The 1151-nt window shown below is 56.5% G+C and carries 1 protein-coding gene; it reads left to right on the forward strand.

What is annotated here, in order from left to right; translation table 11 throughout:
* On the forward strand, positions 1 to 1151 hold a 1151-nt coding region (locus tag HMPREF2743_RS12705), incomplete at both ends, for a hypothetical protein (RefSeq protein ID WP_168167310.1).

A 1151-nucleotide genomic window follows, 5' to 3' on the forward strand; every position in this document is an offset into this window, starting at 1 on the left:
CGTGACGACAACAACTCGGACAAGAAGCCGGAGTCCCCGGTTGTCACGCCTGGTGAGAGCACCACGGTTCCGGCTGACGGTGGCGAGCACCCGGTTGGCAAGGTTGAGAACCCGAAGGGCGATGAGACGGGCAAGCTGGTCGATAAGGACGGCAATGAGATCCCGGGCTCTAAGGTTGAGATCGATGAGAATGGCAACGTTAAGGTGACGGTGCCGGAGGGCACTGATCCGCAGGATGGCAAGGTTGTCATCACTGATGGTGAGGGCAACCCAGTCGGTGAGATTGATGTCAAGATCGTTGATCCGGACACTGACGCAGGCAACAATGTTCCGAACTACGGTGATCGTAAGAACGTCGAGGCTGGTGCATCTGAGCAGTCTGATCCGTTTGAGGGTAAGACCGATGTTCCTGTGAAGGACGCAACGGGTAAGCCGTCTGAGGGCGCTGAGGATTGGACCTTTGACACTGCCAAGGATTCCGGTGTGGTCACGGCAACGGCTCCGACTTACGAGAAGGTCGGCGAGAAGATCGACTCTAAGCTGCCGGAGATTGATAGCAGCTGGGAGAAGTTCAAGGAGATCTTCACTCCGTATGTTCGTCCGTCGGTAGAGGTTGACTTCACCTACGAGGATGACTCTAAGAACTCGGCAACCGCTGGCTTCGACTTGGTTGGTAAGGACGGTAAGTCCTTGCTGGATCCGGACGGTGACTTCGATGGCGACGGCACCTCCAACAAGGAGGAAATCGAGAAGGGTACTAACCCTGCGGATGAGAACTCTAAGCCGGGTACGGAATCTGAGGGCCCGAGCATCGATAAGGGTTCGAAGATCGATGAGGTCCCGGCTGACGGTGAGTCCAAGAAGCTGGATGACAAGGTCAAGAACCCGACTGACGGTATGAATGGTGAGGTTATCGGCGAGGACGGCAACCCGATTAAGGATGCGACCGTTGAGATTGACCCGAACACCGGTGAGATCACGGTGACCGTCCCGAAGGGCACTGACCCGCAGGATGCGACCGTTGTTGTCAAGGACAAGGACAAGAACAAGGTCGGTGAGATTGACATCAAGATCACCGAGCCGGAAGGCAACGGCTCTTCCGACGGGTCCGGTTCCTCTGACCTGTCTTCGAAGCCGAACCAGCGTTGCAT

Source organism: Corynebacterium sp. HMSC036D02, assembly GCF_001836165.1.
GTDB lineage: Bacteria > Actinomycetota > Actinomycetes > Mycobacteriales > Mycobacteriaceae > Corynebacterium.